Below are 22,717 nucleotides of genomic sequence, written 5' to 3'. Positions count from 1 at the left end.
CCGGTGGCTCAGTGGTGCGGGTGGTTCAGTGGGCCTCGTCGTGCTCGGCGGCCTCGGCGCGCTTGAAGGAGGCGCGGATCTCTTCCTCTGCCTCCATGCGGCCGGTCCAGGTCGCGCCCTCGACGGACTTGCCCGGCTCCAGGTCCTTGTAGACCGTGAAGAAGTGCTGGATCTCCATGCGGTCGAACTCGGCCACGTGGTGAATGTCGCGCAGGTGCTCCTGGCGCGGGTCCTCGAAGGGCACGCACAGGACCTTGTCGTCGCGGCCCTTCTCGTCGGACATGCGGTACATGCCGATGGCGCGGGCCCGGATCAGGCAGCCCGGGAAGGTCGGCTCCTGGATCAGGACCAGCGCGTCGAGCGGGTCGCCGTCCTGCCCGAGGGTGCCCTCGATGAAGCCGTAGTCGGCCGGATACTGCGTCGAGGTGAAGAGCGTCCTGTCGAGCCTGATACGACCGGTCTTGTGGTCGACCTCGTACTTGTTTCGGTGGCCCTTGGGGATCTCAACCGTAACGTCGAAATCCATCGTTCGCTCCCTTGTTCGCCCGGCCCGGAGGACCGGCTGGTTTCCGGGCGGCGGGGACGCAGCCCGCAAGCCGCCAGATCCGTGCGCACCGGTGTGCCGGATGTTTGTAGTCTCCCCTAAGTCTGCCGCTACGTACTGAGGAGGGCCGCGTGGGGAGGCAAGATTCACAGAACACCCCCGAGTATGACGGCGTGTCGGACCAGCAGAACGGCAATTCTCCGGTAGTGCCATCCGATTTGCCCAGTAATGAGCAAATTGTCCAGCGTCCGCCGGGTAACACGTATGGGCGAGCCTCGGTTCCGCTCAACCACCCCCAACCCCCGGTTCAGCCGCACAGCCCACCACCAGGTTCGTCCCCCACGTCTCCGCCGCTTCAGCATCCGGCGCAGCAGTCTGCTCAGTCGCCGGTCCAGCCGCACCCGCAAGCTCAGCCGCACCCGCAAGCTCAGCCGGGCCCGCAAGCTCAGCCGAGTCCGCAAGCTCAGTCGCCCCTGCAAGCTCAGCCGAGCCCGCAGGTTGAGCCGGGCCCGCAAGCTCAGCCGGGCCCGGAGGCTCAGCCGGGCCCACAGGTTCGGCTGCACCCACAGGTTCAGTCGGACCCGCGGGTTCAGCAGCCTGTCCAGGCGCAGCCGAACTCGCAGGCCCAGCAACTTGGCCAGCTTCAGCCTCAGCAGTCGGTCCAGGTGCAGGGGCAGCCTGGAGCCCAGATTCCGACTGGTACCTCGGGTCAGGCCCACGGTGGGACTCAGGCAGGTATGCCCGGTCAGGCCGACATTGGGGCGGAGGGTCAGGGGCGGGCTGGGGCGCAGGGGCGAACGCAAAGCGGTGCGTCGGGTCAGGCACGGGTGAATGCGCCGGGCTGGCCGCAGGGTGGTGGGCCAGGTCAGCCGGAGGACGGCACGGCGGGCCAGGTTCAGAGTCGTGCGCTGGGCGAGGTTCAGGGCGGCACGCCGGGCCAGGTTCGGACTGGTGCGCCGGGTGAGGCGCTCGGGCAGGTGCACGGTGGGACGTCGGGTCAGTCTGGCTTGACGGGCTGGGCGCCTTCGTCGCCTTGGGCTCAGGGGCCTTCTGAGGCTCGGACTGAGGTCGCGATGTCCGATCGGCAGGAGAGTCTGCCTCCAGGCAAGTCGGAGGGTCAGCCCTCCGTCGGGCTGCAGTCCGGTGGCCAGTTTTCGACGGGTGTGACATCTGGCGGTCACGCCCCAGTAGGCCGAGCCCAGGTCAGTCTGGCTCAGGTCGGCCAGGGCCAGGTGGGTGAGGGCCAGGCCGGCCAGGGCCAGGCCGGCCAGGGCCAGGCCGGCCAGGGGCAGGCTGGGCAGGCTCAGGTTGGGCAGGGGACGGTGGGGGCTTCCGGTGTGGTGGCAGCTGAGCCCGGAACGCCCGGCAAAGGCTTGGCGGATTACTCAGGTGGGGGGACGCCAGCGGCGAAGCCGGCCAGCTTGTTTGGGAAGCGTACATATATTGGTTTGTCGGTTGTGGTGTTGATTGTGCTGGTCGGGGCTGTTTTTGTGGTGCGGCCCGGGCCGGTTGAGGGGTGGCTGGCTTCGGAGCCGGTGGAGGTGCCTGCGGTGGTGCCCACGCCTGATCCCACGCCTACGCCGGTGCTGGTTGCTGCGGGGGTGGGGGGCAGTGCGCCCAGTGCTGGTGGGGTGAAGGCGGCGATTGAGCCGTTGACGAAGGCTGCGGCGCTGGGTGGCCGGGTGAATGTTTCGGTGGTTGATGCGGCTACGGGCGATTCGTTGTACGAGAAGAACGCTGACCTGATGACCACGCCTGCGTCCACCACGAAGTTGCTGACCGCTGCGACTGTTCTTGCTGCTCGGGGGCCTGCCTACCAGTTGGTGACCAGGGCTGTCGCCGGGGTGGCGCCGGGTGAGGTGGTGTTGGTCGGTGGGGGTGATCCGACATTGGCGGTCGGGGCTGACGGGCAGTTTCCCGGGGCTGCTCGGCTGGACAAGCTTGCTGGTCAGGTGAAGAAGGCGCTCGGGGGGCAGGCTCCTACCAAGGTCACGATCGACACCTCTCTCTACTCCGGGCCTGAGACGGCCGTGGGGTGGGACGGGGATGTGATCGGTGGGGGGCAGGTTGCGCGCATTCAGGCGTTGATGACCGATGCCGGGCGGGTCAAGCCGGTGCACAACGAGGTCGGGGGTGATCCTCGGTTCGCTGATCCCGCGATGGCTGCTGGTAAGGCTTTCGCGAAGCAGTTGGGTGTGCCCGCTTCCGCCGTGAAGAGGGGTAGAGCGGGGGCTGCTGCCGGTGAGCTGGGCAAGGTGGAGTCGCCGCCGCTGGTGCATGTCGTGGACTGGATGTTGCAGCAGAGTGACAACGTCCTCGCTGAGGCGATGGCTCGGCAGGTGGCGCTCGCCGGTGGGCAGAAGGCGTCTTTCGAGGGTGCCGCCGCGGCGATGCTGGCTGAGCTCGATGAGCTGGGGCTCACCTCGGATGAGGCGAACCTGTACGACGCGAGCGGGCTCTCGCGGCACAACGGCATCAGCCCGAAGTTGCTGACCGATGTTCTCGAGCTGGCGGCCGGTGGCACGAATCCGCAGGTTAGTAGCTTGTTCGGGGGACTGCCGGTGGCCGGTTGGTCGGGGACGTTGCGGACGCGGTTCGCCACTCCGGCGCCCAATCAGATCGGGCGGGGTGTGGTCCGGGCCAAGACGGGATCGCTGACCGGGGTCAATACGATTTCCGGCGAGCTGATGACCAGGGACGGACGGCTGCTGGTCTTCGCGATCATGGCTGATGCGACCGGGGAGTCGGGGGCGGCCCGGCAGGCTCTGGACAGGATCGCAGCGACGCTGGTCGGCTGCGGCTGCCAGTAGGGGATTTCTCAGGGTCGGGAGCTGGTACGCCGCGGGTACGGTGGTCAGCATGGCGCAGTTCGTTGATTGGGATCTGGCCGCCGCCACCGCGGGCGCGCTGTCGAAGTCCGGGCCCGCGGTGTCCTACGAGGAAGCGACGCAGGTGGTTGCCCAGCTGCGTGAGCTCACCGATGAGGCGCGGCTGCACGTCGCTGCCTACACGGGGTTGACCCCGCAGGTCGAGGGGCCGCCGGTGCGGATCGTCGACCGCAAGGACTGGGCCGCGGTGAACATCGCCGGGCTCAAAGAGGTGATCATTCCGCTGGTCAGCCGGCTCTCCGGGGACCGGCAGCCGAGCCCGGTGGCCGACGCCATCGGGTCGCGGGTGACCGGGGTGCAGGCCGGCACGGTGCTCGCGTACCTCTCCGGCCGGGTGCTCGGGCAGTATGAGGTCTTCTCCGCCGAGCCGGGGCAGCTGCTGCTCAACGCGCCCAACATCGTCGAGGTCGAGCGCAAGCTCGGTGCCGACTCCCGTGATTTCCGGCTCTGGGTCTGTCTGCACGAGGTCACCCATCTCACCCAGTTCCAGGCGGTGCCGTGGATGCGGGGTTACTTCCTCGGTGAGGTGCAGGCCTTCGTCGACGCCTCGCAGAACAGCGAGCACGTCCTCGAGCGCATGCGCCGGGGTGTCGCCTCGATGTCCGATGCCCTGCGTGACCCGGACAGCCGCTCCTCGGTGCTCGACATCGTGCAGACGCCGGCGCAGAAGGCGGTCCTGGACCGGCTCACCGCGCTGATGACCCTGCTCGAGGGGCATGCCGAGTTCGTGATGGACGGGGTCGGGCCCGACGTCATCCCCTCGGTCGAGTCCATCCGGTCGAAGTTCAACCACCGCCGCGAGGGCGGCAACCCCCTGGAGAAGGCCATCCGGCGACTGCTCGGCATCGAGGTCAAGATGCGTCAGTACGCCGAGGGTCGCAAGTTTGTGCACGGCGTTGTCGAACGGGTCGGCATGGAGGGCTTCAACAAGATCTTCAGCTCGCCCCTGACCCTGCCCCGGCTCGAGGAGCTGGGCGACCCCGATGCGTGGGTGGCGCGGGTGCACGGCCCGGTGGGTCTGGTCTCGTAACCGATGGCCCGGATCCCGGCGCCGGTGGCCAACGTCCGCGGCGCGGTGCGGCAGGCCCTCAAGTCCGGCGAGCCTGGGCCGGCGCTGGGTGGGCCGGTGCTGCCTGGGCCGGTGCTGGTCGCGTGCTCGGGGGGCGCTGATTCGCTGGCGCTGGCCGCGGCGACCGCGTTCGTCGCCGCGCGTCTCAAGGTGCGGGCCGGTCTCGTCACCGTCGACCACCAGCTGCAGGAGGGGTCCGCCGAGCGGGCCTCGGCGGTGGCTGACTGGGCGCGCTCGGCCGGGCTTGATCCGGTCGAGGTCGCGACGGTCGAGGTCGGTGGGCGTGGAGGTGGTCCCGAGGCCGCAGCCCGGGAGGCGCGGTACGAAGCGCTCTCCGCTGCGGCTTCGCGGCTCGGGGCGGTGTCGGTGCTGCTGGGGCATACCCGCGATGACCAGGCCGAGACGGTGTTGCTGGCGATGGCCCGGGGTTCCGGGCCGCGGGGGGTGGCCGGGATGCCACGCCGGCGGGGGATCTTTCTCCGGCCGTTGCTGGACGTGTCCCGGGCCGACACGCACAAAGCGTGCGCGGCGCTCGGGCTGGTGGCCTGGGAGGACCCGCACAATGCCGATCCCGCGTACGCGCGGTCGCGGGTGCGTGCCTCGGCTCTTCCCGCGCTGACCGCCACGCTGGGGCCGGGGGTCGTGGCCAACCTGGCCCGGACGGCTTCGCTGGTCGCCGCCGACGTTGCCTTTCTTGATGATCTTGCGCGGGCGGCCCTGCTCGCATCTCGTTCCGCTGTTGGCCTGCGTGTTTCGGATCTGTCGGATTTGAACCCGGCGATCCGAGGGCGTGTGTTGCATGCCTGGGCCCTCTCGCTGGGGGCGCCGGGGTCCGCTCTTTCGCATCGTCATGTGGCCGCACTGGACGCCTTGGTCACCGGCTGGCACGGCCAAGGTCACACAGTGTTACCCGGAGGGATTGGTGTGGCCCGACAAAACGGGCACCTTGTCCGGATAGGGTTGTGAGAGTGGTCACTGTGAGTGGTCCAGGCAGGGAGGTCTCGGGGGGATTCGCCCCATAACCTGCGCTTGTCCCGTTGTGGACCGCTGCCCCCGGCCGCGCGTTGCACCCTGCATGCGGCAGGCTAGGTGCATGGCAGACGGCTCCTGGTACGACGCCGATATCGACCGCGTGATCATCTCCGAGGAGCAGATCCGCGAGAAGACCGAAGAGCTCGCGAAGCAGGTCGCAGTGGACTACGCGGACGCCGAAGGCGGCATCCTGCTGGTCTGTGTGCTCAAGGGCGCGGTCATGTTCATGGCGGACTTCGCACGTGCACTGGGCCGGCAGGGCCCCCCTTGCGAGATGGAGTTCATGGCCGTCTCGTCCTACGGCTCCGGCACCACGTCCTCCGGGGTGGTGCGCATCCTCAAGGACCTGGACAGCGACATCTCGGGCCGGCACGTGGTCATCGTCGAGGACATCGTCGACTCCGGGCTGACCCTCTCGTGGCTGATGCGCTATCTCAAGTCGCGCGCGCCGGAGAGTGTCGAGGTGGTGGCCCTGTTCCGCAAGCCCGAGGCGGTCAAGGTGCCGGTTCCGACGAAGTATGTCGGCTTCGACATCCCCAGCGAGTTCGTGGTCGGTTACGGCCTGGACTTCGCCGAGCGCTACCGCGAGCTGCCGTATGTCGGGGTGCTCAAGCCCGAGGTCTACGCCCGTAGCTGAACGCTCTCCCAGCGGACTCTCAGGAATGGGCCATCTGGCCCTGAACTGAGGAGTATTGTCCGAGTTTGGCGCGGTTTCTAAGCGCCCACAAGGGGAACGGTTGGTGACGAGGGCGTCTCCGTGGGGCGGGCTCACAGAGTCGCAGGAGGCACCCACGGTGTACGGTCGAGTGACCGATGGCGCAGTGTCACGAGCGCCGGAGGGGCCGGACCGGTAACGGACGGGCCGCCGGGTTACCTCGCGAGGGGTTTGGCTCGCGGCTCGGCGGTTATCCCGAACCGGCCGCGTCTCCGTTGCTCGTTCGCCTGATCGGCGGTCGGCAATGGGGATATGTCCACCCAGGTGACCAGGACGCCGATCAGGAGGGTCCGGGCGCACAAAGCGCCCGACAACAGTATGGAACGTACGCGTTTCTTCCGCCGCCCGGTGGTCTGGATCATTCTGGTGATCATCGGTGCGATTGCGCTGAGCTCATTCTTCACCAGTGGTCCGAGCTACCAGCGAGTTGATACTTCCGTCGTCCTCGAGCGACTCAACCAGCCCGGGATCAAGAAGGTCATCCAGGAGGACAAGGAGCAGACGCTCCAGCTGGAACTGGCCTCCCCCGAACGCTTCGACGGCAAGACCACGGACAAGATCGAGACCCAGTACCCCTACGAGCTGACCGATGAGGTCTGGAACGACGTCCAGGAGGCGAAGACCGCAGGCCGGATCACCGGCGCGTTCAACGCCACCGTCTCGGGTGACAGCATTCTGCTCAGTCTGCTGGTCAACCTGCTCCCGATCGCGATCCTCGTGATCCTGCTGCTGCTCTTCATGTCGCAGATGCAGGGTGGCGGGTCGCGCGTCCTCAACTTCGGCAAGTCCAAGGCCAAGATGTTGACCAAGGACATGCCCAAGACGACGTTCGCCGATGTGGCGGGCGCCGACGAGGCCGTCCAGGAGCTCCACGAGATCAAGGACTTCCTCCAGAACCCGGCCAAGTACCAGGCGCTCGGCGCCAAGATCCCCAAGGGCGTGCTCCTCTTCGGCCAGCCAGGCACCGGTAAGACGCTGCTTGCGCGTGCCGTCGCCGGTGAGGCCGGGGTGCCCTTCTACTCGATCTCGGGCTCCGACTTCGTGGAGATGTTCGTGGGTGTCGGCGCGAGCCGGGTCCGCGACCTCTTCGAGCAGGCCAAGTCCAACGCGCCGGCGATCGTCTTCGTCGACGAGATCGACGCCGTCGGCCGGCACCGCGGTGCCGGCATGGGTGGCGGTCACGACGAGCGCGAGCAGACGCTCAACCAGCTGCTCGTCGAGATGGACGGCTTCGACACCAAGGGTGGCGTGATCCTGATCGCCGCCACCAACCGGCCGGACATCCTCGACCCGGCGCTGCTGCGCCCGGGCCGGTTCGACCGGCAGATCCCTGTCGACAACCCGGACATGGAGGGTCGCAAGGCCATCCTGCGGGTGCACGCCAAGGGCAAGCCGTTCACGCCCGACGTCGACCTGGACTCGGTCGCCCGGCGCACACCCGGCTTCTCGGGTGCCGACCTGGCAAACGTCATCAACGAGTCGGCGTTGCTGACCGCCCGTAACGACAAGCGGGCGATCTCCAACTACTTCCTCGAAGAGGCGATCGACCGGGTCATCGCGGGTCCCGAGCGGCGCACCCGGGCCATGAGCGACAGCGAGAAGAAGATCACCGCGTACCACGAGGGTGGACACGCTCTGGTCGCCTACGCGCTGCCGCACTCCGCCCCCGTGCACAAGGTGACGATCCTGCCGCGTGGCCGCTCGCTGGGCCACACGCTGGTGCTGCCGACCGAGGACAAGTACACCCAGACCCGCGCCGAGATGATCGACACCCTGGCTTACGCACTGGGTGGCCGCGCGGCGGAGGAGCTCGTCTTCCACGAGCCCACCACCGGCGCCGGCAACGACATCGAGAAGGCGTCCGCCCTGGCCCGTGCGATGGTCACCCAGTACGGCATGAGTACCAAGCTGGGTGCGGTCAAGTACGGCTCGAACAACGACGAGCCGTTCATGGGCCGCTCGATGGGCCACGAGCGGGGATACTCCGACTCGGTCGCCGCCGAGATCGACGCCGAGGTGCGCGCGCTCATCGAGCTGGCGCACGACGAGGCGTGGGAGATCCTGGTCGAATACCGCGATGTGCTCGACAGCATGGTCCTCGAGCTGATGGAGAAGGAAACCATCACCCGCGAGGACATGGACCGGATCTGTGTCCGGGTTGCGAAGCGCGCGCCGATGTCGCCGTTCAACGGCTTCGGCAAGCGGCTTCCCTCCGAGGCACCCCCGGTGGTCACCCCGGCCGAGCGCGAGAAGCTCAAGGCGCAGGCCGAGGCTGACGGTCAGGTCGCAGTCGGCGGTGGCAGCAGCAACGCCACCACGTCGGACCTCAACCCGAACGGCACCGTGGAGGGGCACTGAGCACCGACGGCAGCGCGACGGAGCCTGCGGACTCCGACGACGAGCTCGACTATCTCGCTGCGCGTCTGGTCGACGGCAAGGTCACCGGTTCACCGGTGGAGAACACCGTCGACCTGGCGCGCATCGAGAAAGCGGTCCGGGAGATCCTCATCGCTATTGGTGAGGACCCGGACCGTGACGGTCTGCAACGCACCCCCGCGAGGGTGGCGCGGGCCTACGCGGAGCTCTTCGCCGGGCTCCGCGTCGACCCCGCGAAGGTGCTCACCACGACGTTCGAGGCGAACCACGAGGAGCTCGTGCTCGTCAAGGACATCGAGCTGATGAGCCTCTGCGAGCACCACCTGCTGCCGTTCAAGGGTGTGGCCCACGTCGGCTACATCCCGGGCACGGACGGGCGCATCACCGGCCTCTCCAAGCTCGCCCGGCTGGTCGAGGTGTTCGCCCGGCGGCCGCAGGTCCAGGAGCGGCTCACCTCGCAGATAGCGGACCTCCTGATGGAGAAGCTCGACCCGCGCGGCGTCATCGTCGTGCTGGAGTGCGAGCACCTGTGCATGGAAATGCGTGGCATCCGTAAGGTCGGCGCGCGTACGGTCACTTCTGCCGTACGTGGCGCCTTCCAGCGGGACGGCAAAGTTCGTGCCGAAGCCATGATGCTCATCAACGCCAGGTGAATCCATGATTGAGAAGTTCAATCCGCCGACGGTGCACGAGCCGTCCGGCTACAGCCACGTGACGATCAGCTCCGTGGGCCGTCTGGCTCACCTCGCCGGCCAGTGCCCGCTGGACCTCGCGGGCAAGGTGGTCGGTGACCCGGGCGACTTCGCGGCCCAGACCGAGCAGGTCATCACCAACTGTCTCGCGGTGCTCGAAGCCGCCGGCGCCCGCCCGGCCGACGTGGTCCGCTCGATCGTCTACGTCGTCAGCCCGGACAGCGCAGTTCTCTCCGGCGTCTGGGACCAGCTCAGCGAGTCGCCGCTGGCACCGGCCTTCACGGCCGCCAGCACGCTGCTCGGCGTCGCGTCGCTCGGCTACACCGGCCAGCTCATCGAGATCGACCTGACCGCGGCGCTCGCCGAGAGTTAGACGATCATCCGGTAGTTGTCGGCGCTGTCCATCGCGGCGCGGGCCAGGACCCCGGCCTCGTCCAGACGGGTGCGGGCCTGCTCCAGGTGGGCGATCGCCGTCGCGATCGACGGGTGCATCGACCCCACCGCGGTGATCCGCAGCCGCATCAGCGCGTCCTCCAGCTGGTCGTTCACCTGCTGGATGCCCGTCACTGCCCGCTGCGTGCCGTCCACCGACGCCGCTACGTTCGCCTTGACCTCTTCGACGCTGGCCATGCCCGGCCTCCCTATTGGATGAACGCTAGAAGGCCGACACCCATGCAGGTCAGCAGGACCGGCGTCAGGCACGCGACCGCCCCGACGATCGGGGTGCGGTCGACCTTCTGCCCGGCCCCGCCGTAGACGAAGCCGATGGTGAGCCAGCCCAGCCCGAAAGCCAGCAGGGGCAGGCTCAGACCGCAGAGCAGCGCGTACGTCGGCAACGAGCCGGAGGGCGCGACCACGTAGAGCACGATCTGGACGATGAGCACGGCGGCCGCGAACGGGCCGTACACCAGGAGGTTGCGGGCCCATGGCCGAAGCGGCGACGCCGGCGCGGGAGCCAGCATCCCGGCGTCCGCGGCATCCGCCGTCGCACGGGCCTGCCGCAGCGCACCGAGAACCGCCGCGGGACCACCCGACATCGTCTGGGCAGCGAGCGCCTGCTCGGCCGGCTGCGGGAAGAGTGCCATTTCGGGTACGCCGAGATCCTGCACCAGTCGCGCCCGTTGCGGCGCCAACCTGGCTCGTACGGCGGACAGCTCCTGATGCGCGGCCTGCACCGTCGCGGCCTGTTCACCCGCGGCGGAACTGGCCGCCCGGCGCACCGCATCCAGGCGCCGGGCCGCGCCGAGATAATCCGCCCAGGGGCCGGACTCGTCACTCATCGTTCGTCCTCCGGCTGGACGAAAGGCACCATCGTCACCGTGCGGTCGGCGTGCCGGTCATGCAGCAGCGCCCTGTTCTCGCGGGGCTGCCAGTCGACGGGCTTGCCGAGCAGCATCGACACATCCGATCCGGGAATGTTCAGGAAGACCAGGCCGGCGACGTCCTCGCGACCGGTGCTGCCGCCCGTCTCCTCGGAGAACCGGCGCAGCCCCCGCCACCATGACAGAAGATGCGCGTCGCGGCTCGGGCCCTCACGCAGCAGCTGACGCAGCTTGGGCAGCGATCCCGGGGCGGCGGCGTCCATCCCGAAGACCACGCGATAGCCGGGCTGCCCGGGGTCGAGCTCAGCGGCCAGACCGGCGGCGTCCACCACCGTCACCTCCTGGCGATGGCCGATCTCCAGGGCGAGCTCCTTCACCAGGTCATCACCCTCGGCTACCAGGGATGACAACACGAAGCGTGTCGTACGCGGGGCGTGGAAGGCTGCAACGCTGAGCGCTGCGGCTGCCAGCACCGCCGCGCCGATCGGCTGCGACCCGAAGATCGCCAGGTGCCGGCCCGGCGAGGCATCCAGCGGGAACGCGGCAGTGGACAGCCCGACATCGATGACCCGGCCGAGCAGCGCGGACGGGCGCCCGGCCCGGCCCGCCAGCGCGGCGCGGTAGGTCGGGTCGTCGGCGAGATGCTGGTGGGCGTACCCGGCGAAGATGCGCGGTGGCACCGACTCCGGATCGCGGGCGGCCCACAACCGGTGCCGCAACTCGCCCAGCACCTCACGGTCGGCGTGCGGGTCCGGGAAGCGGACGATGCGTTCGTGGCCGCGGGTCGCACCCCGGGGGCCACCGAGGCCACCAGCGGTGTTGATGACGGCGGTGCCGAGGGGCAGGCCGGCCGCCGAATCGTTCGTGGGCTCCAGCACGTCACCGCCACCGGGCAGCGCCACCCGGACCGGGAACTGGCCGAAGATGGAGTCACGTTTCGCGTACAGCGCCTCGACGCCCAGGACGGTCTGGCTGGCGAGGATGAGGTGTATGCCGTACGAGCGGCCCTTACGCGCCAGCGACTCCAGCAACTGCACCGCCTCGATCGCCATCGGGTCGTTGCCGGCCAGCAGTACCTGGAACTCGTCGATGACGCAGAGCACCCGGGGCATCGGCTTCCCGCGCCCCTCCTCGGCGGCGACCGAGCGCAGATCCGCGAACCGGGTCACCCCCGCACGCTTGTAGGCCACCGAACGCCGCGTCATCTCGGCATCGAGCTCTCGCAGGACCGCCAGGCCGTACTCCCGGTCGGACTCGACACCGACCGCCCGGGCGTGCGGCAACCAGGTCCTGTCCCGCGCGGTCGGCACGAACTCGGCGAACGAGATGCCTTCCTTGAAGTCCAGGAGGTACAGGTTCAGCTCATCGGGGCCGTAGCGCGCGCACAGCCCGTACAAAACGTTGATGAGGAAGGCCGTCTTGCCGGCGCCGGACCGCCCGCCCACCATCCAGTGTGGTGTCAGATCGTTGAACCGCAGCACAACCGGGGTCTCACCGTCATGACCGACCGTGGTGCCGAGCCCGTCCGCCGCGTCGCCGGACCACAACTCTTCCGCCGCGTCGGGCAGCAGCTGGGTAAGACTCACCTCGGAAGCAGCCGCGGAGTGGTCGGCCAGCTCGCGGCAGACGGCATCCACCAGATGCGGCGGCGGGTCCTCGTCCAGGAAGACCGGGGCGTTGAGCCACACCGCCTCCGGGATCGAACCGAACATCGCCCCGGGCGGATTGCCGATCACGGCATACGGATTGCGCAGCGAGACCTGTGTCGTCCGGGGCAACGGCGGCTGCGTGGTCTCGGCGGTCAACGGCGGCGGCGGCCAGCCCGCCACGATCAGGTGCAGACCCGATTCCGGCCCCTGCTGCGCCAGCGCGGCGATCCGCACCAGATCAGCGCCCTCGGTCAGCTCCGGCAGGCTGGCCAGGATGAGCACCATGACCCGGTCGCGTCGGCCGCCCCTGTTCTTGTGGACCGGCCGCAGCCACTTCTCAGCCTCGGTGAGCACGTCACGCAACCCGGCCCGGTCGATGGCGGGTGGCGACATCAGACCGGCGTCGGCGAGCACACCGAAAGGCGCGAAAACGCTGCCGCCGCCCGTGCCGTCAACGGCACGGACCAGCAAAGACCCCGCCGGCGCCGCGGCCAGCAGCCGCAGCATCAGACAACGCAGCAGCCCCGCAACCCGGGGATCCCGCGCGTCGGCGTCGACGGTCAGATGACCCGTGCCGAGAAGCGGGACAATCGCGGGAAAGCGGACGTCATCAAGCGGCTGCGCCACCCCCAGCCGCACGAACTGCGGCGGAAGCGAACCCCCGAGCGGCGTATTGGCAGCCAGCGCATCCAGCGGAGCACCCAGCCAACCGGGAGCCAGCTCACCCGCAGCCGCCCGCATCTCCTCAGCGAGCCGGAACTGCTCCAACGAATCCGCAGCCGGCAACGCCTGGGTCTCCAGAGCGGCAGCGGCCGCCGCGACGGTGGCCTCCGCCTGGCGGTGCAGGGCAGCGGCCTGACCGATGCGCCCCGTCGGCTCCACCGCCCCACCTCCATATGTGCGCTCAAACCGTACCCTGCGCCAGCCCACGAAATAGCGACGCGCAGCCGTTGGTCAATCTTCCCAGTGCGGGGTCAACGGGGTGACGCGCGGGGCGCCCCCTCCCGCCGACCGGACTCGCGTCCACAGGGGAAACCACTAACCTGGTAAGGGTGCAGCCCTCGAACCCACCCGCCCAGCCGGCGGTCCCGCCTCCGGCCGCTGCGCCCCCCAAGCCCAAAAATCGGCGGGTACGCCTGATCGTCGCCCTCGCCGGCGGGATCATGGCCCTGCTGTGCCTCGGTGGAGTCGGCGTCTTCGTCTCCTTCTACGACGAAGCCACCAAAATCGAGCGAAAGGCCCCCGACGCGGTGGTCGACAGCTTCCTCCGCGCATACCTCGTCAACCGTGACGATCAAGAAGCCTCGCTCTATACCTGCAAGTCAGGGCTGGACCTGTCCCGGCTGGAAGCTTTCCGTACGGACATCCAGAGCCGCGAGCAGAGGTTCTCCATAGGAATCCGGGCTGATTGGACGAGCCTCACGGTTTCCTCCGATAACGGGAAGACCACGGTAACTACTGACATTCGCCGCATGATCTCCGACGGCAGCGAACGAACGACGGATCGCTGGCAATTTCCCATGATCGACGACGACGGCTGGCGCGTCTGTGGCGCGCTGCCGGTGGCCTGACCTACTCGAGCCAGAGCAGCTGAACGGGCACCTCGAGGGTTCGAGGGGCTTTGCCGCTCCAGGCCCAGCGATACCAGTCCAGTTCGGTCGCTACGCGGGCGCAGATGTCGCCGGCGTCGCTGGTGTGGAGCTCCGTCACTGCGCGTAGGTCGCGGCGCTCGCCGCCGTCCTCGAGTAGTTGCACTACGCGACGGCCAGTGAGGGTGTCGGTGTCGAGTGCGGCCGTCGGGTTGCGGCGCGGCGGGTCGTCCAGCGAAACCAGGCGGGACATCACGTCGGAGGGCTTCTTCGCCGCCCCGAACCCGGCCATCCCGAGCTCCTCCACCCAGACGCGCTCCACCGGCACCAGCGGAGCAAAGACCTCGGTCTGCTCGGCCTCCGCGCGATACCACTCCGCCTCCGGCATGACCGGCACATAGGTACGGCTGCCCTGCACCACTTTTTCGTCCGCGCGCAGGTCCGAGCGCCAGCCGTGACCCGGCAGGCCGATCAGCACCCGGCGCCCGCGGAGCTGGCCACCCATCGTGGCCGGTGTCGGCACGACCGGGCGCGGCGGGTCCGGCGCCCAGTCCGAATGACCGGCGAACGGGTCCGGCATCGCTCCGCCCGTCACTGCGAGCCGCCCAGCGGCGCTCCGCGCTGTGCCATGAACTGCACCGGGTCAACCGCGCTCTTGCTCGACCGGTCGTTGTTGAGGTGGACCTCGAAGTGCAGGTGCGGGCCGGAGGAGTTGCCGCTCGTGCCGCTGAGGGCGACGACCTGCCCGGCGGCGACGCGCTGGCCGGCCTTGAGGCTGGGCCGCTGAACCAGGTGGCAGTAACGAGTCATGATGTTGCCAGCATGCCGGATCTCCAGCATCCAGCCACAGCCGCCCTTACCGGAGTAGCCGGGCCGGTCGCAGTCCTTCTTGCCGGTGAAGGTCTCGTCGCACTTGATCCGCGAGACCACGCCGCTGGCCACCGAGCGGATCGGCGTACCCGTCTCCACGATCAGGTCCACACCCTGGTGGGTCGGGCGGTCCGAGGTGCGGAACCCCGAGCCGACGTTCCACTTGTGGGCGTCCGGTCCCTTCACCGCCAGCGGGTTCGTCCAGCCGGAAGCGGCGACATCCTCGGCGGAGGCGCACACCATCTTGAGCGAATTGCCGACGGCGTTGGCCGCTCCGTCGGCGAGCAGGTTGACGATCTGCGTGGCGACGAGCTCATGCTTCGCGTACGCATCGGGGTAGGCGCTGATCTGCACGCGCTGAGCCGCCTCGGTGAGCGGCATCGTCTCCCAGCCGTCGATGGTCTTGAGCTTGTCGTAGAACTTGGTCGACGCGTACACCGGGTCGGTGACCTGGGCGGGGGTTCCCCAGCCGCTGCTGGGCCGCTGCTGGAAGATGCCCAGCGAGTCATGGTCGTTCCTCTTGCCCAGGTTGCCGAGGTTCGACAGGCGCGACTCCTGCATGGCCGTGGCGATCGCGATCACCCAGGCCCGGGGCGGCAACTTCAGATTGGCGCCCACGTTGATGATGACGGCGGCGTTCCGCATCTGCGACGCGCCGTAGTGCCGCAGGCTCGGCAACTTGGCATCGGGGTCGACGGGCCCGCCGGTTCCGCAGCCGGTGGTGTACAGCTTGAGATCCTCGCCTTTCCCGCTCAGGTCGCCGAGCAGGAGTGCGGTGACGCTGCCGCCACAGCAGAGCAGGGCGAGCGTGGACACCAGGGCGATCAGGAGTGCGGCCCGCCGGGGCCGCCAGCGCATCATGAGCCGTCCCAGTCGACACCGTCGACCAGCCACCGCCCGTCGGGCGCCACGAGCTGCAGCGTCAGCGTGCCCGTGTCCACGGTGACGATCGCATTGACCAGCCCGTCGCCGACCGGCGTCAGCTTCGGTTGCCCCACCACCCGGTCCGCGGGGACGTCGGCGGGATCGACGCCGTCGAGCTCGTCGGAGAGATTCTTGGTGGCGTTGGGCATGATGCCGTCGTGCCAGGCCTTGGGGGAGACGCTCTTGTGGTCGACCCAGGCCGAGGCGAACGCGTACGCGACAGCTTCGGGCTGAGCCGTGCCCGGACTCGTCTTGGGTGTCGCCGGCGGGTCGTCGTCCAGCACGACCCCGTCCTCGTGGCTGGGATCGACGCTGACGGTCGTGGCCGGCGCCACCGGATCGAGCAGCGGCCGCTCGCTGTCCTCATCGGCGAAGAGCCGGCCGATCCCCACTACCGCGAGGACGAGCAGGGCGATGACAAACGCGACGCCCCAGCGCGACCGGAAGAGTCCGGTGAGGCCACGTTCCAGGATCGGGGGCACGGCAGGTCACCGGGCCTCGGTGCGGATCCGGGGCGTGGCCGGGGCCGCCGGCTCGCGGGTCGTGCTGCCGGTCGCCGGTCGGTAGATCGCGTAGGACGAGGCCCCGTCGGAGACGTCGGGATCGGTCCAGGTCGAGGCGGATCGGCGCGACCGGGTCGGCGGCGCACCGCCACCGACGGGCGCGGGCGAGCGGTCAGCGGACGGCGATGCTTCCTCGCGGACCGATTCGTTGCCCTCCGACCGGGTGATCGGCGTTCTGCCGGCCGCGACCGGTGCGGGAGCGACGGCCAGGCCGGGGCGGCCGGCCGCCGAGTGGGCCGGATCCTCGAGCCGGGCCTCGGGGCGCAGGTTCGTCTGCTCGGCGAAAACGGTGCGACCCCTGTTGAAGCGGGGCTCGTTGGTCCCGCCGGGTTCGACCACGTCGATCTTCGCGGCCTCCCGCATGTCTCGGAAGAAGCGCCGGTGCCAGGAACCGGCCGAGGTGATCGCGGCGGTGCCGTCCTTGCCGCCGAGCTGAGTGATCCGCCGGTAGGGCCGCAGCAGCAACCACCCGACGACACCGCACAGCCAGACGAGTACGACCTGCAGCCAGCCGGGAAGGCTCGCGGTGTTCATGATCAGGTCGACGGCGAAGAGGTAGATCGCCGCCCCGGTGCCGAAGATCGCGATGTTGAAGACCGCCGCGACCACGGCGTTGGCGAGTCGCCGGATCCCTGAGCTGGCCGGCCGCAGCAGACCGACCGTGCCCAGGATCGGTGCCGCGATCACGGCCCACCTGAAGATCAGGAAGCCGAGCAGCACCAGGACGGACGCCGTGAGGTCGAACATCGCGAACATGACCGAGGCCAGCATCGCGATGAATCCGGCACCGATCCGGTCCATGCCGTTGGCGCCGGTCAGATACTCGTAGGCTTCGGGATCCTCGGTGTGGATCTGTTCGGCGACGAGGTTCCACTGCGCGCCCTTGGCGTCGGTCGTCGCACTGCGGGTCTCCGGGTTGTCCCGCATCTTCTGCGCTTCGTCCCAGGTGAACGATCGCGCGTCGTAGAGGGCCCGGCCGTACTTCTGCGCGGTCACACTGTCAGCCGACCCGAGGACTCCACGCAGCCAGTTCCGGTAGAGCATGGTCTCGGTCGAGGTATCGCTCGCACGGACGGCCGGCGGGCGGTTGTCTTTACAGGCGTCGGGCTTACCGAGCTTGCAACCAGCGGTCGTATCGCCGTCCTGAGCACGCGGCCCGACCGCATCGTGGACAACGCTCAGCGTCGTGGTCAAAGTGCCGTCTGCAACGTTGGCAGCCTTGACGGGCCAGGCGGCGATGGCAGTGACCGCGACCATGACCACGATCGCCCAGCCCGCGGTGGTTGTCGCCGCACCCATGTCCGCCTGCTGGGAGCGCCAGATCAGGTAGAGACCCACGATCGCCAGTGTGATGACGCCGAAGACGCTGAAGACCTTCTCGTAGACCGCCTTGGTGGCCTGATCAACGAGCGTGTCGGCCCAGCCCCACAACGACTGCGGGTCCCAGGCGCGCTCGCGGAGCGCGTTCGAGGCGCCGATCACCGCGGTGGCGATCATGAACTCGCCGTTGGCGATCGTCGTCTCGACCTTGCTGTCGGGCTCGGTCAGCGATGCCGCACAACCTCCTTCGAGGTCGTACGTGATGAAGTTGTAGCCGGCGTATCCGTACTGGCTGTAGATGCCCTGCGGCCCGTTGAGCGTCGAGGACGCGGGGCGTTCCGCGAACCACCCGCCGAGCCCGGAGTCCGGCGTGCTGGGAATGGGTGGCTTCACGCACTGCGCGGTGTCCTTGGCCTCGGCCTTGAGCCGCTCCACGCAGGACTTGAAGTCCTGTTTCCACTCGTCGGTGCTGCACAGTCCGGCGGGTGCTCTGACGGGGGCCGCTGACGCCGGGGAGGGGGTGGCGACTGCCCAGGCGAGGCTGGCCACCACTGCGATTGCCATTGTTATGAGCGTTGCGCAGACCCGGCGGGGCATGTCAGACCTCCAGGTCGGAGAGGCTGGGGATGGCCGTGGGGGCGGCCTTTGCCGCTGCAGGCGTGGTGTCCAGGTGGTCGAGGAGGCCATCCACGTAGGAGACGTCGACCCGGACCTTCTGGACGCGGCCGTCCACGTCCCGCATCACGAACTCTCGGAAGCCGAGGCGGGATGACGATGATGCATCCGCCTGCGAGAGGGAGGCGAGCGTTGCCTCATAGCCGTCGTGGACCGGGACCCTTAGGAGGCGGAGGGCTTCCGAGGCGATTTCCTGGTCTTCGGCGATGCGGCCGACGAAGACCGTGGAGACCAGGTTCTGCACGTCCAGGCCGAGGATGTCCCGCGGGTTCTGGGAGGCGACCATGGCGGCGAGGTTCCACTTGCGGGAATCTCGGGCCAGGCGGACCAGGAAGGAGCGGCCGGAGCGCCATCCCTCCATGAAGTGGGCCTCGTCCAGGCCGACCATCTTGCGGGCGGACATCGAGCCGCCGTAGGCGCGCCGGACCGCGAGGCGATGGGCGGTGTGGAGCATGGGCAGGGCGAGGGACTCCTCGGCCGACCAGTATTCGCGTTCGATCTTGAGGTCGGGCAGGCGCAGACCCGCCATCGTGATGACGGTGAGCGCGGAGTCGGCGCCGAGCAGGTGTTGCGGCGGGCGCCCGAAGAAGAGCAGGGCCAGCGGCATCTCGGCGGTGTCGAGCAGGAGGTTGGCCAGCTCCTTGCCCTCGTCGTCGAGGCCCTGCAGGGTGGCGACGACGTCGTCCAGCGTCGAGGTCTCCTCGGCCGGGACCTGGCGGACCGCGTGCCGGAGCAGGGTTGCCGTGGAGGCTTCCTTGGCGACCTGCGGCGGGACCAGCATGGAGCAGATGTCCTGGACCAGCATGCGACGCTCGGCGCGGGCGTTGGACACCGCGATCTCGTATTCGCGGTCGCCGCCGGGGCCGGTGGCGAACTCGGTGCGGACCGGGGTCGGGATCAGGGCGTACGGAGCGAGGGTGCCCTGTTCGGAACCGGTCAGGTTGAGCACGCGGGAGTACGGTCGCAGCTCCGGCATCGAGCACAGCCGGGCGAGCGGGCCGGACGGGTCGAGCAGCGTGACCTGGACGCCGCGCCGGGCGTTGAGATAGCCGAGCGCGCCCATCAGGGTCGACTTGCCACCACCGGGTTCGGCGACGAAGACACCGAGGCCGGAGCGTTCCCGGACCTCCATCGGGAAGTGCAGGTCGAGGAAGACCGGCCTGCGGCAGGTGCCCGCCGTGCGCCCGATCAGGTCACCGCGCCGGTCACCGACCGTCGACGCGGCCTGGGGCAGCGCCGCGGCGAGCAGCTTGACCGGCATCCGTCGCACGTATCCGGTGTTGGCGATCGGCTCGCCGGGGATGAACTCCCGGGCGAGCTGGTCCTGGTTCTTGGGGTGCTGCAGCGAGATGCGCAACTCGCGGGAGTAGAGCTGGATGAGCCGGCGGGCCCTTTCCAGACATTCCTCACGGGTACGCCCACCGACCGCGATCCGGTGCCACCCGTGTGCGCGAGCGGACTCGACGGGCAGCCCGGTAGTCATCTCGTCGCCGATCACCAGAGCGCGCTTGGCGAGGCGTTCGAGCTCGGGTGGCGCGTCGATGCCGTGCTCGGCGTAGTCGAGCTGCTGGGAGCGGATCATCCGCAGCCGGTGCTCGAGGTTCTTGAAGGAGCTGTTGGAGCCGAGGATGTCGATGCGGGACGACAGCTCCATGGGCCACGGGAGCCGCTCGTGGAAGTGCATCCACGGCTCGTGCTTCTCCGGGATCTCCAACGGCTCCATCCGCCCGACGGAGAGCACGGCGACGTGCCGCTCCTCGCCCGTCATCCGGTTGACCAGCTTGACCGTGGAGCCGTACGGGGTGCGGTAACGCTCGACCTGCTCGGTGAGTGCCAGCAGGTCGCCGCGCTCCCACTGCCCGTTGGAGACGGGGGAGAGCGGGCCGGGCGGGGCCATGCAGAGCGCGACGGAGCGGAAGAGCAGCCACTCGAGCTCCTGCGGGGTGACCCGGCGTCCGCGCATGCCGAACGCGTTGAGCACCTCGTCGAACTGCTCGACGGTACGGCCCAGCTTGCGCCGCTCGCCGTCGGAGGTGCCCTTGCCGAACATCCGCAGGATGCGCTCGCTGAACGTGTCGCCGAGCGAGCGCCGGGCGAACGTGACGCCGAGGTAGGTCTGCCCTTCGGCGTGGTTGACCGAGAGTAGGTGGCGTTGCGCGGCGACCAGGTGGTCGCTCCACGATGTGCCACCGGTGACGTCGGGCAGTGGTTTCGCGGTGAACGAGTCGACCGTGCGGGCCCACTCGTCGGCGGGGAAGGGCCGGTTGGTGCGGCGCAGGTGCAGGCGGAAACCGGCGAGACCGGCATACTGCTCGGAGATCGCGGAGAGCAGGGCTTCGCGCTCGGCGTCGGGACGGAAGGCCCAGCGCACCTCGGGCAGGTAATACCAGGCGGTGACCGTGCTCTGGGTGAAGGTCAGGTGCCCGGCGATCTCGCTGATCTCCAGCTCGATGCTGGGGTCGCGGTCGCTGAACTTCAGCTTGTGCGGACGCAGCGGGGAGGCCTTGATCGGCAGGTTCTCCAGCTCGTCCTTCTTGCGGCTCTTCCTGCGGGCCGGCGCCTTCTCCCGCCGGGGCGCGGGCGCCTTCTCCGGCATCGGTGCCAGGTCGGCGTGCCGCTCACGGTTTTCAAGAACCGCAGGAGGCTGGTACGCCGTGACGGGCGCAACCGGGTGCACTCCCGGCGCGATCGGCGGCTGCTGGGCGCCGACCTGCTGCCACAACGGCGGGGTCTGCACGGGAGGAACCGGCACGTGGTCCGGCGGTGGTGGCTGGACCGGTGTGCTCGCGATGGTGGCCGACTCGGGCCAGTCCTCGAAGTCGTTGTCCGCAGCGGCGTTCTCGTCGTAGAAGTCGGCCCGCGGCCCGGTGGGGGCCGGCCGGAACGGCGAGACGGGGGCGTCCGGGGGCTGCGGGGCGGGCTCGGCCGACGGGACCGACGACCGCACGTCCGCGGTGGGCGGGTTGACCGGCGGCGGGGTCACGAGGGGCTGGCCGTTGGCGGCCTGGGCGGAGCCGGAGCCCGGCCCGGCCACGGTCGCCGGCGGGCTGTCCGGCTCGGACTCGAATTCGAACCCGTAGTCGAAGTCGGTGTCCGGGTCGTCCGGCGGGGGCTCGTCCCCGGGCGGGGCCTGGCGGGGGGCGGTGCCGCCGAAGAGGTCGAGGAAGGGCGAGTCGATGTCCAGCGGGTCGACCGGCGGTGGGCTGCCGTTGGCGCCGCGGGGACGCACCGGCTGGGGCGCCTGGAAGACCGCGACCGCACCGTGGCCCGGCCCGGCCACCTGCTCCGGATTGTCATCCGAAGAGTAATCAGGTGAACGCGGAACGTTACCTTGTCTGCCCTGACGATTGGCGTCCGCGCGGGAAGACCCGGGCGGTGGGGAAGCGGTCATGCGACGACCCCGTTCGGGCATGCAGCGAGAGTGGCAAAAATGGTCATACCAACTCCTCCCTAACCCGGATGCGAGTGGCGACAAGTCTCGGGTCCCGCTGCTCGACGGACGGCTCACGGGTGCGCCGCCAGTCGGTCATGGCGGTGCGGATGACCATGCGAGCCGGCTGGTCGGGGTCGACGTGACGGAAGACGTACGAAGTCGTCACCATGGCCAACGCGATCTCCCAGGCGGGAAACGCGTCGAACTTCCAGCTGATCAGGTAGTGCAGGAACACGAAGACCGGGACCAGCAGGACGAACATCCCGTACTGGGCATACGGCAGGTGCATGGGCAGCGTGTATCCGGGCGGGCCCAGGTAGACAAGGCGTGCCCGGTAGATGTCATCGTCTGTGCGCAGCCGCATGGGACCCGGGGCCTCAGCCGAAGATGATGTCGATGAGGTAGTCGCCCACGAAGAACAGCGTCGCGGCGCCGGCGATGAAGGCGAGGCCCACGATCGCGATGGCGGAGCTCGTCAGCACCTTGGAGATCTCGCCCCGGCTGGCCCGTCCGATGAAGATGATGCCCAGGACGGCGAGCAGGATCGGCGCGATGTTGCTGGCGAAGAAGGTGACGATGCCTTCGGTGTTGATTCCCTTGGGGTCGGCTGCCAGCACTGCTGTGTGCTGAACCGCCGTGACGGCCTGTGCGGCGAACTCTGTGGCGATCATCGGTAAACCTCCCGGGTGACCAGCGTGAGGGCGCCGGACACGCTGCAGTAGTGAAGCCTGACGGCGACGCCCATATGGTGCTACTTCCCGCTCACCACGTCGAGTAAGACCGTAAGGGCACTGCTGTCCTCCACACGACCGCTCTGCTCTCTTCGGTTCATTAATGATGCCTAGCTCCGAAGAGTACGGGCCGTACTTCTTACCTACAAGCTGCCTGATTCGTTACCCAAGGTAAAGACGTGACTGAACGTGAGTCATGTTCTATCGTACACGTGTTCGAAAGACCAGCGCCCGGTACGGTCGTACCGTGACTGAGTCGACCCGTAGCGCTACGACTGCCCAGGTCAGCGGCGACCTGCTTTTCCGGCAAGATCACCCGGTCGTG

Annotated in this window: 19 protein-coding genes; 8 read left to right on the top strand and 11 right to left on the bottom strand. The window is 68.9% G+C overall.

Going from position 1 to position 22,717, the window contains the following annotated elements; all coding sequences use genetic code 11:
* Positions 1 to 25: 25 nt before the first annotated feature.
* Positions 26 to 526, bottom strand: a complete 501-nt coding sequence (locus Aco04nite_RS15120; protein ID WP_203842840.1) for an inorganic diphosphatase — start codon at positions 524 to 526, stop codon at positions 26 to 28.
* 1,091 nt (positions 527 to 1,617) lie between these two features.
* Between Aco04nite_RS15120 and dacB the strand changes: the two genes are divergently transcribed.
* The 7 genes from dacB to Aco04nite_RS15085 all read left to right on the top strand — a co-directional run bounded on the left by dacB (position 1,618) and on the right by Aco04nite_RS15085 (position 9,689).
* A complete protein-coding gene (dacB, locus tag Aco04nite_RS15115) occupies positions 1,618 to 3,354 on the top strand; it encodes a D-alanyl-D-alanine carboxypeptidase/D-alanyl-D-alanine endopeptidase (RefSeq protein WP_212997861.1) in 1,737 nt (578 codons plus the stop codon).
* 49 nt (positions 3,355 to 3,403) lie between these two features.
* Positions 3,404 to 4,462 (top strand): zinc-dependent metalloprotease, encoded by a 1,059-nt coding sequence (locus tag Aco04nite_RS15110; protein WP_212997860.1) that lies wholly within the window; start codon positions 3,404 to 3,406, stop codon positions 4,460 to 4,462.
* 3 nt (positions 4,463 to 4,465) lie between these two features.
* On the top strand, positions 4,466 to 5,467 hold the full coding sequence (gene tilS, locus Aco04nite_RS15105; protein ID WP_212997859.1) for a tRNA lysidine(34) synthetase TilS: 1,002 nt from the start codon (positions 4,466 to 4,468) through the stop codon (positions 5,465 to 5,467).
* 127 nt (positions 5,468 to 5,594) lie between these two features.
* Positions 5,595 to 6,170 (top strand): hypoxanthine phosphoribosyltransferase, encoded by a 576-nt coding sequence (gene hpt, locus Aco04nite_RS15100; protein WP_212997858.1) that lies wholly within the window; start codon positions 5,595 to 5,597, stop codon positions 6,168 to 6,170.
* Between the two features lie 396 nt (positions 6,171 to 6,566).
* Positions 6,567 to 8,606, top strand: a complete 2,040-nt coding sequence (ftsH, locus tag Aco04nite_RS15095; protein WP_212997857.1) for an ATP-dependent zinc metalloprotease FtsH — start codon at positions 6,567 to 6,569, stop codon at positions 8,604 to 8,606.
* Complete coding sequence (folE, locus tag Aco04nite_RS15090; RefSeq protein ID WP_203842886.1) at positions 8,603 to 9,277, top strand: GTP cyclohydrolase I FolE; 675 nt, start codon at positions 8,603 to 8,605, stop codon at positions 9,275 to 9,277. Before ftsH ends, folE begins: the two co-directional genes overlap by 4 nt.
* A 4-nt stretch (positions 9,278 to 9,281) precedes the next feature.
* A complete protein-coding gene (locus Aco04nite_RS15085; protein ID WP_212997856.1) occupies positions 9,282 to 9,689 on the top strand; it encodes a RidA family protein in 408 nt (135 codons plus the stop codon).
* Here the strand turns inward: Aco04nite_RS15085 and Aco04nite_RS15080 are convergent.
* Genes Aco04nite_RS15080 through Aco04nite_RS15070 form a run of 3 tightly spaced genes read right to left on the bottom strand, consistent with a single transcriptional unit; the run spans position 9,686 to position 13,169 of the window.
* Positions 9,686 to 9,946 carry a hypothetical protein gene (locus Aco04nite_RS15080; protein ID WP_203842847.1) on the bottom strand — a complete coding sequence of 87 codons (261 nt, stop codon included), beginning with the start codon at positions 9,944 to 9,946 and terminating at the stop codon, positions 9,686 to 9,688. The two genes, Aco04nite_RS15085 and Aco04nite_RS15080, sit on opposite strands and share 4 nt — an antisense overlap.
* Positions 9,947 to 9,957: 11 nt before the next feature.
* The gene (locus tag Aco04nite_RS15075) at positions 9,958 to 10,596 is read right to left on the bottom strand and encodes a hypothetical protein (RefSeq protein WP_212997855.1); all 639 of its coding nucleotides are present in this window, start codon (positions 10,594 to 10,596) and stop codon (positions 9,958 to 9,960) included.
* The gene (locus Aco04nite_RS15070; protein WP_212997854.1) at positions 10,593 to 13,169 is read right to left on the bottom strand and encodes an FtsK/SpoIIIE domain-containing protein; all 2,577 of its coding nucleotides are present in this window, start codon (positions 13,167 to 13,169) and stop codon (positions 10,593 to 10,595) included. The genes Aco04nite_RS15075 and Aco04nite_RS15070 overlap by 4 nt, the downstream gene beginning before the upstream one ends.
* Positions 13,170 to 13,339: 170 nt before the next feature.
* On the opposite strand from Aco04nite_RS15070, the gene Aco04nite_RS15065 reads away from it, so the two are divergent.
* Positions 13,340 to 13,858, top strand: a complete 519-nt coding sequence (locus Aco04nite_RS15065; RefSeq protein ID WP_212997853.1) for a hypothetical protein — start codon at positions 13,340 to 13,342, stop codon at positions 13,856 to 13,858.
* A gap of 1 nt (position 13,859) precedes the next feature.
* Here the strand turns inward: Aco04nite_RS15065 and Aco04nite_RS15060 are convergent, their stop codons facing one another.
* The 7 genes from Aco04nite_RS15060 to Aco04nite_RS15030 are packed head-to-tail and all read right to left on the bottom strand — an operon-like array spanning position 13,860 to position 22,332.
* Entirely contained in the window at positions 13,860 to 14,456 is a 597-nt protein-coding gene (locus Aco04nite_RS15060) for a hypothetical protein (RefSeq protein WP_212997852.1), read from the bottom strand.
* An 11-nt stretch (positions 14,457 to 14,467) separates the two neighbouring features.
* The gene (locus Aco04nite_RS15055; protein WP_212997851.1) at positions 14,468 to 15,607 is read right to left on the bottom strand and encodes a M23 family metallopeptidase; all 1,140 of its coding nucleotides are present in this window, start codon (positions 15,605 to 15,607) and stop codon (positions 14,468 to 14,470) included.
* Positions 15,604 to 16,152, bottom strand: a complete 549-nt coding sequence (locus Aco04nite_RS15050; protein WP_212997850.1) for a hypothetical protein — start codon at positions 16,150 to 16,152, stop codon at positions 15,604 to 15,606. Before Aco04nite_RS15050 ends, Aco04nite_RS15055 begins: the two co-directional genes overlap by 4 nt.
* 6 nt (positions 16,153 to 16,158) lie before the next feature.
* On the bottom strand, positions 16,159 to 18,150 hold the full coding sequence (locus Aco04nite_RS15045; RefSeq protein WP_212997849.1) for an MFS transporter: 1,992 nt from the start codon (positions 18,148 to 18,150) through the stop codon (positions 16,159 to 16,161).
* Position 18,151: 1 nt separating this feature from the next.
* Positions 18,152 to 21,619: an ATP-binding protein gene (locus Aco04nite_RS15040; protein ID WP_212997848.1), complete on the bottom strand. Its 3,468-nt coding sequence runs from the start codon at positions 21,617 to 21,619 to the stop codon at positions 18,152 to 18,154.
* Between the two features lie 43 nt (positions 21,620 to 21,662).
* Positions 21,663 to 22,025 (bottom strand): hypothetical protein, encoded by a 363-nt coding sequence (locus Aco04nite_RS15035; RefSeq protein ID WP_203842856.1) that lies wholly within the window; start codon positions 22,023 to 22,025, stop codon positions 21,663 to 21,665.
* A gap of 13 nt (positions 22,026 to 22,038) precedes the next feature.
* On the bottom strand, positions 22,039 to 22,332 hold the full coding sequence (locus Aco04nite_RS15030) for a hypothetical protein (RefSeq protein ID WP_203842857.1): 294 nt from the start codon (positions 22,330 to 22,332) through the stop codon (positions 22,039 to 22,041).
* Positions 22,333 to 22,717: the final 385 nt, after the last annotated feature.

This window comes from Winogradskya consettensis (genome assembly GCF_018332715.1).
Taxonomy (GTDB): domain Bacteria; phylum Actinomycetota; class Actinomycetes; order Mycobacteriales; family Micromonosporaceae; genus Actinoplanes; species Actinoplanes consettensis.
The sequence above is the reverse complement of the archived record's forward strand: the minus strand, read 5'-3'. Positions and strand labels throughout refer to the sequence as shown.

What these genes read in the sequence shown, in the direction of transcription:
- Aco04nite_RS15120 (WP_203842840.1), bottom strand. Translation starts at nt 526, where the DNA reads ATGGATTTCGACGTTACGGTTGAGATCCCCAAGGGCCACCGAAACAAG.
- dacB (WP_212997861.1), top strand. Translation starts at nt 1,618, where the DNA reads ATGTCCGATCGGCAGGAGAGTCTGCCTCCAGGCAAGTCGGAGGGTCAG.
- Aco04nite_RS15110 (WP_212997860.1), top strand. Translation starts at nt 3,404, where the DNA reads ATGGCGCAGTTCGTTGATTGGGATCTGGCCGCCGCCACCGCGGGCGCG.
- tilS (WP_212997859.1), top strand. Translation starts at nt 4,466, where the DNA reads ATGGCCCGGATCCCGGCGCCGGTGGCCAACGTCCGCGGCGCGGTGCGG.
- hpt (WP_212997858.1), top strand. Translation starts at nt 5,595, where the DNA reads ATGGCAGACGGCTCCTGGTACGACGCCGATATCGACCGCGTGATCATC.
- ftsH (WP_212997857.1), top strand. Translation starts at nt 6,567, where the DNA reads ATGGAACGTACGCGTTTCTTCCGCCGCCCGGTGGTCTGGATCATTCTG.
- Aco04nite_RS15085 (WP_212997856.1), top strand. Translation starts at nt 9,282, where the DNA reads ATGATTGAGAAGTTCAATCCGCCGACGGTGCACGAGCCGTCCGGCTAC.
- Aco04nite_RS15080 (WP_203842847.1), bottom strand. Translation starts at nt 9,946, where the DNA reads ATGGCCAGCGTCGAAGAGGTCAAGGCGAACGTAGCGGCGTCGGTGGAC.
- Aco04nite_RS15075 (WP_212997855.1), bottom strand. Translation starts at nt 10,596, where the DNA reads ATGAGTGACGAGTCCGGCCCCTGGGCGGATTATCTCGGCGCGGCCCGG.
- Aco04nite_RS15060 (WP_212997852.1), bottom strand. Translation starts at nt 14,456, where the DNA reads ATGCCGGACCCGTTCGCCGGTCATTCGGACTGGGCGCCGGACCCGCCG.
- Aco04nite_RS15055 (WP_212997851.1), bottom strand. Translation starts at nt 15,607, where the DNA reads ATGATGCGCTGGCGGCCCCGGCGGGCCGCACTCCTGATCGCCCTGGTG.
- Aco04nite_RS15045 (WP_212997849.1), bottom strand. Translation starts at nt 18,150, where the DNA reads ATGCCCCGCCGGGTCTGCGCAACGCTCATAACAATGGCAATCGCAGTG.
- Aco04nite_RS15040 (WP_212997848.1), bottom strand. Translation starts at nt 21,619, where the DNA reads ATGACCGCTTCCCCACCGCCCGGGTCTTCCCGCGCGGACGCCAATCGT.
- Aco04nite_RS15035 (WP_203842856.1), bottom strand. Translation starts at nt 22,025, where the DNA reads ATGCGGCTGCGCACAGACGATGACATCTACCGGGCACGCCTTGTCTAC.
- Aco04nite_RS15030 (WP_203842857.1), bottom strand. Translation starts at nt 22,332, where the DNA reads ATGATCGCCACAGAGTTCGCCGCACAGGCCGTCACGGCGGTTCAGCAC.